6 protein-coding genes and 1 tRNA gene are annotated in these 6264 nt (G+C 40.1%); 5 read left to right on the forward strand and 2 right to left on the reverse strand.

The features are described from left to right. Positions 1–109: 109 nt before the first annotated feature. Positions 110–1840, reverse strand: coding sequence for a protein adenylyltransferase SelO family protein (locus P8M52_RS03555; protein ID WP_300307424.1), 1731 nt, complete (start codon positions 1838–1840; stop codon positions 110–112). Positions 1841–1950: 110 nt separating this feature from the next. Beyond that, positions 1951–2037, reverse strand: a tRNA-Leu gene (locus tag P8M52_RS03560). An 89-nt stretch (positions 2038–2126) separates the two neighbouring features. On the opposite strand from P8M52_RS03560, the gene P8M52_RS03565 reads away from it, so the two are divergent. From P8M52_RS03565 to P8M52_RS03585, 5 genes are all read left to right on the forward strand, one after another. Beyond that, positions 2127–2336 (forward strand): PP0621 family protein, encoded by a 210-nt coding sequence (locus tag P8M52_RS03565; RefSeq protein WP_300307427.1) that lies wholly within the window; start codon positions 2127–2129, stop codon positions 2334–2336. 4 nt (positions 2337–2340) lie between these two features. Beyond that, positions 2341–2991 carry an inner membrane-spanning protein YciB gene (locus P8M52_RS03570; RefSeq protein ID WP_300307430.1) on the forward strand — a complete coding sequence of 217 codons (651 nt, stop codon included), beginning with the start codon at positions 2341–2343 and terminating at the stop codon, positions 2989–2991. 5 nt (positions 2992–2996) lie between these two features. Beyond that, the gene (gcvT, locus tag P8M52_RS03575) at positions 2997–4073 is read left to right on the forward strand and encodes a glycine cleavage system aminomethyltransferase GcvT (RefSeq protein WP_300307433.1); all 1077 of its coding nucleotides are present in this window, start codon (positions 2997–2999) and stop codon (positions 4071–4073) included. A gap of 75 nt (positions 4074–4148) precedes the next feature. After that, entirely contained in the window at positions 4149–4523 is a 375-nt protein-coding gene (gene gcvH / locus P8M52_RS03580; RefSeq protein ID WP_300307438.1) for a glycine cleavage system protein GcvH, read from the forward strand. 10 nt (positions 4524–4533) lie between these two features. Then, on the forward strand, positions 4534–6264 hold a 1731-nt coding region (locus P8M52_RS03585; protein WP_300307441.1), incomplete at its 3' end, for a ribonuclease catalytic domain-containing protein.

Below are 6264 nucleotides of genomic sequence, written 5' to 3' on the forward strand. Positions count from 1 at the left end.
TTTTGATAATATGTATAAAATAAATTATAAACTACTTATGTTATTTGTAGAAGTCTGCAAATTTAATCGCATCAATCATCAGCCTTTGTTTAATTAGTTGTTGAATAAATCATGATGAACAACTGTATTGTGTCAATCCGCCAATATTAAACAGTTCAGAGGGTTTTAATCGGTAGTATTTCTCTTCAATATCCTTAGATTGCTCTGCATAAGGTTGTGTCATCACATCTTGTAGTTCTCGAACTAATGAATAATTTTGCTCAGTTGCCTGCTGATATGCAGGTTTAACAAACCACTCTCTCAAACTGTATTTTGGGTTAATGAGTTTCATTTTTTTCGAGAGCTCCTCACGAGAGTGGGTTGCAGTAGCTTTTAAGTTGGCCGGGCTACAACTGATTAGCTGCCATTTTTTAAGCCACTCAGACCAGTGCTTATCTATCTCTTCTGACGTTGAATTTACATAAAAGCTTTCTTTAAGAGCGGTAATATCCTCAGGTATTGATGAGAGCTCACGAAAGAAGAGTGTATAGTCCACTGGAGTTTGTATCATGAGAGTGGCTAGCTCGCTGAACAGTTCCGCGTTAAATTCATCCAAGCCAAGTTTATCGGCCCACATTTTTTCCATTTGTGTTTGCATTGTTTGTGCAAAGCCATTTTTAATTTCTTCTAGCACTTGTAGATGGTCATGATGCGAAGTCAGTAAAGGTTGCAGCGCTTTGCAGAACATTTGAAAGTTACGTTCAGCTGCTATTGGCTGGTTTAGAAAGGCAAAGTGATCTCCGCCACCTGACCAAGGTTGATAGCGTGGGTTAAACTCATCACAGAATCCAAATGGGCCAAAATCGAGAGTAAAGCCACCAGCGGCACAATTGTCACTATTAAAATTTCCCTGGCAATAGCCAACACGTATCCAGTTAGCAACCAGAGAAGTCAAACGATTACGAAACTCACGTGCAAGTAGCACCACTTTTTCTGCAGTATCTAGCTGCTGGTCGATTGTATTAGCATATTCACGATCAATTAAGTGTAATACCATCATCTCAAGCTCTTGCATAGCTTGTGGATGCTCATTCTTACGGGCACGACGACCAAAGAGCTCTAGCTGTCCAACTCGAATAAACGATGGCGCAACACGCGTAGAAATGGCAACTGACTCTGAGGCAAGCATATCAGGATCCATTGAACGAGAGCCTTCTGAATACCAGGGGCGGTTAACTCTTTCTGTTTTTGAAACATATAAGCTGAGTGATCTTGACGTTGGTACGCCAAGTGCATGCATATGCTCTTGAGCTAAAAATTCGCGGATGCTTGAGCGTAGAACGGCACGGCCATCTGCACCTCGGCAATATGGCGTACGCCCTCCGCCTTTTAGCTGCATTTCCCAGCGCTGGTTATTAATCACAGCTTCAAGCACTGAAACGGCACGACCATCACCATAGCCATTACCAGTTTGGAATGGACACTGTTGATAATATTCAGTACCAAAGATGGAAAGTGCATAGCCAGTTGCCCATCCAGCTGTACGCATCGGTTTTGGAACGCTCGAGGTGTTGCCAGAAAACATTTGTATGAAATCGTCAGCTTGCGCTAACTTGTCTGCAAAACCAAGCTCGTGAAAAAAATCCTTACTATGTGTAATGTACTCTGGGTTTTCTATCGGCGTTGGGTTGACCGAGACATAGTGACCTGAAAATACTTGTCGTGTGTCGTGATCAACACCATTTGCTTTTGCATCAGGGTCGCAATTAAGCGTATTAATAAATGAATAATCAGCTAGCTGCGCAAGATCGTTAAGAGTGTCAATTTTTGTAGAGACTTTTTGAGATGTTTTTTTTGTCATGTAGTTATTTTATATCAATGACATTAAGGCATTTAAAGATGTTAAAGAGGTGATCAGTCTTATTTTTTGACAAAAAAAAGACTTCCGAAGAAGTCTTATTTAATAGAATATGGTGCCCGGGGCCGGAATCGAACCGGCACGCCCGTGAAGGCGCAGGATTTTAAGTCCTGTGTGTCTACCAATTTCACCACCCGGGCATGAATTGTGTAATTACTATAGACACATTAAAAAGAAGCAATTATATACTAAGCATTGGTAAAATTCTATTTTTTTGTGGTGGGTTTCTATGGGAATTGTAAAGTTAATTATTATTGTTTTAATTGTCTGGCTAGGTTTTAGCATTTGGCGCAAACTTCGACAAGTAAAAAACAATGACATTGCTCAGCCATCTACTAGAAAAATGCTTTCTTGCAGTGTTTGTAAAATGCATATTCCTGAAAGTGAAGCCATTATTCCAAATGGTAAAGCTTTTTGTTCTACGAAATGTTTGGGGTAACTAAATGAAATTTTTACTTGATTTTTTTCCAATTGTTCTTTTCTTTATTGTTTATAAAACAATGGGACTATATGCGGCGATTTACGCGATGATCGCTGCTACTGCTATACAAATGGGCGTTTCTCGTTTTCAAACGGGAAAATTTGAGAAAGCGCATATTATTACTTTTGGTTTGCTGGTGGTGTTTGGCGGCATTACATTAGCTGTTAAAGACCCTGCGTTTATTATGTGGAAGGTTAGTGTGCTGTATGTTGTCTTTGCCTTAGCATTAATACTGAGTATGTGGATTGGCGAAAAGACGTTACTGCAACGGATGTTAGGAAAAGAATTAGATTTACCGTCTCAAGTTTGGGATCAGTTGACTTGGCTTTGGGGGCTTGGGTTTGTAGGTATCGCCATAGTTAATGCTTATTATGTTGAGGTGGCACTCAAGACCCGAGAGGCTTTATTTGGCGCAACTGAATTAGACCCATCAATTGAATTAACAGAACTAGATTGTGTAGCAACAACTGCAGAGCAACTTTGTCTTGTTGCGCAACAGACTGAGGAGTCATGGGTAAATTTCAAATTATTTGGAACAATGGGGTTAACGTTTATTTTGATAATCATAACGGTCACCTTTATCAGTAAATACATTAAAGAAAAAGAGAAATAGAAATTATGAAACGCACACCGTTATATCAAGCACATATTGATGCTGAAGGAAAGATGGTCGATTTTGGTGGATGGGAAATGCCACTTAATTACGGCTCTCAGATTGAAGAACATCATCAGGTTCGAACTGATGCCGGCATGTTTGACGTTTCTCACATGACAGTGGTTGACATCAAAGGTGCAGATGCGAAAGTTTTCTTGCAAACATTAATTGCAAACGATGTTGATAAATTAAAAACAAAGGGTAGGGCGTTATACAGCTGCATGCTTAATGAAACTGGTGGTGTGGTTGATGATTTGATTGTCTACTATTTAGATGACAAAGATTATCGCATGGTGATCAATGCAGGCACTACAGAAAAAGATATCGCTTGGATTAATGAGCAAGCAGCAGTATTTAGTGTGAGTGTTAAACCTCAATTTGATCTGGCTATGATTGCCGTTCAAGGGCCAAATGCCCGTGAAAAAGTCTTTGCCGCTATGCCAGGTGTTGAAGAGGTTGCTGGTGAATTAAATCCTTTTAATGCGGTAGGCTTAGGTGGCTTGTTTATTGCTCGTACTGGTTATACCGGCGAGGATGGGTTTGAGATTATGCTGCCTGAGAAGTCAGCTGAATTTACTTGGAAAATGTTATTAGAGGCAGATGTCAAGCCTTGCGGTTTAGGTGCTCGAGATACACTTCGCTTAGAGGCTGGTATGAGTTTATATGGCTCAGAAATGAATGACGAAGTCTCACCATTAGAAGCGGCATTAACTTGGACTGTAGATTTAACCAATGAAGAAAGACGTTTTGTTGGTCGCGATGCATTAGAAGCACTAAAAGCAGAAGGCACTGAAAAAACCATTGTTGGCCTTGTATTAGAAGGCAAAGGCGTCATACGCGATCATCAAAAAGTTGTGACTAGTTTAGGCGAAGGTGAAGTGACTTCAGGTACATTCTCTCCAAGTATGGGCAAGGCTATTGCGTTAGCAAGCGTGCCAAAAGACGCAGAAGGGTTGTGTGAAATCGAGATGCGAAATAAATTGGTTTCGGCTAAAATAGTCAAACCGCCATTTGTACGAAATGGCAAAGTATTAGTTTAAAAAAAATATTATTAATTACTAGGAGTTTGCAAGTATTTTTCTTTTGAAAAAAAGAGAAACGGCGCAGTAAAGAGTATGAGTGAAGTAAGAGACGACAGACAATACACTGAAACCCATGAGTGGATTTTAGATAACGGTGATGGAACATACACAATGGGCGTTACTGATCATGCTCAAGAATTACTTGGCGATATGGTATTCGTTGAATTGCCTAGCGAAGGTGATGAAGCTTCACATGAAGATGAATTTTGTGTAGTTGAATCAGTTAAAGCAGCTAGTGGCGTTTATGCGCCTGTTGATCTTGAAGTAATTGCGGTCAATGAAGCATTAGATGCTGAGCCAGAATTAGTCAACTCAAGCTGTTATGATGACGGCTGGTTAGTAAAATTTACAGCAGAAGCGATTGACGACTTAATGTCTGCTGAAGATTATGCTGACACTCTAGATTAAGTAGCAGCTCTTGGTTAATTCACTGGTTGCCTATAAAGGCAAGCCTGCGCGCGTTGTTAATGTTGCTACACATAAATTTGAAATAGAATTTACAGACGGCGTAACACGCAAGGTTAGAGAAAAAGATTTTCGATTTATTCATCCTGAATTTACCAAGGTGAATGACTCGTGTGCGCACGCAGATGTTAGCGTGTTGGAAGAATTTCAAGAAGAAGTTCTAACACTACAAGAAATTACTGAATGGCTGTTTGATGAATATACTGCCCAAACTGCCTGGTGCACCTGTCTATTGGTTGAGGATGGATTGTATTTTTACTGGCAAAAAGACAGTGTTTTTGTCAGACCAAATGAACAGGTTCAAGGCATTCTTGATAAGCGCAATGCAGAAAAATTAGCGGCTGAAAGCCTACAGCATTGTATCGATAATCTCAATAATAATACTTTTGACGAGCAAGATATTCCATACTTGCAAGAGGCCGCTAAAGTTGCCCTAAATCAGTCAAAGCATGCAAAAATTTTAGATCATGTGGGTATTGAGAACAATGAAGAGTCTGCTTATAAATTCTTGCTTAAGGTGGGTTATTTTACAGACAGTTTTAACCCATATCCAGCACGATTTTCCATTCCAGAAGATGAAGAGATTGAGGTTAGCTTGCCAGAAATTGAGCGTGTCGATCTAACTCACATGACCTGTTACGCCATTGATAACGAAGGCTCTAATGATGCCGATGACGCTATCAGTGTTGATGGTGATCGTCTTTGGATCCATATTGCGGATGTTTCAACCATTGTTGATTCGGGCTCAGAGCTTGATGAATACGCCCGTGAGCGTGGTTCAAATCTATATTTGCCAGAGCAAATTATTCATATGTTGCCTACGTCAATTACCAAAGCATTAGCATTAGGTGAAACTGAAACCTCACCGGCTTTGTCGATTGGTCTTAACATGAATGAAGGTATTGTTAGTAATATTGAAGTCGTACACAGCACCATTAAAGTTACCAATACTACTTATGAGGCTGTTGACCAAGAGCTAGATAGCAATCCTGATTTTATTAAGATTCAAACTTTTGTTGATCAGCATAAAGCTTTCCGTGAAAAAAGTGGATCAATCAGTCTTAATTTGCCTAATGTTGATGTTAGATACATTGACGAAAAAGTGCAAATCGAGCCGCAGAAATCCAGTCCTAGTCGTGATTTTGTTGCAGAGATTATGGTTACTGCGGGCCGCACCATTTCGCAGTATGCACAAGAAAATGACATTGTTATGCCGTATGCCTTGCAAGATGAAGGTGACTTCCCACAGGAAGTGCTAGATAAGAAAGAGAATCTGAGTACGGCCGAATCATTTCAAGCGATTAAGTTCTTTAAGCGTTCAGCCACTTCTATTAAGCCACTGCCGCATTACGGCCTAGGCTTGGATTCGTACTTAAGAATTACCAGTCCACTTAGACGTTATTACGATCTACTTGCACATCAGCAATTATCAAACTTCATTGCTGGTAAGCCAACGCTAGATAAAAAACGTGTTAAAGAGATTGTCGGCATTAACAATAATGCTTTGGCTAGTGTTGGCCGTGTAACTCGCTTTAGTAACGATCATTACAAGTGTTTGTTTTTAAAGCGCAATCCTGGCTGGAAAGGCGAGGGTATTGTTGTTGATATTCGTGGTGACAAAGTCTTGTTCATGGTTCCTGAAGTAGGAACAAGACTTTGTCACCACGAATATCAACAACAATAC

The organism is Candidatus Thioglobus sp., from assembly GCF_029243085.1.
Lineage (GTDB): Bacteria > Pseudomonadota > Gammaproteobacteria > PS1 > Pseudothioglobaceae > Thioglobus_A.

Bases quoted from the DNA above. Each gene is read 5' to 3' on its own strand.
- P8M52_RS03555 (WP_300307424.1), bottom strand. From the start codon at position 1,840: ATGACAAAAAAAACATCTCAAAAAGTCTCTACAAAAATTGACACTCTT.
- P8M52_RS03565 (WP_300307427.1), top strand. From the start codon at position 2,127: ATGGGAATTGTAAAGTTAATTATTATTGTTTTAATTGTCTGGCTAGGT.
- P8M52_RS03570 (WP_300307430.1), top strand. From the start codon at position 2,341: ATGAAATTTTTACTTGATTTTTTTCCAATTGTTCTTTTCTTTATTGTT.
- gcvT (WP_300307433.1), top strand. From the start codon at position 2,997: ATGAAACGCACACCGTTATATCAAGCACATATTGATGCTGAAGGAAAG.
- gcvH (WP_300307438.1), top strand. From the start codon at position 4,149: ATGAGTGAAGTAAGAGACGACAGACAATACACTGAAACCCATGAGTGG.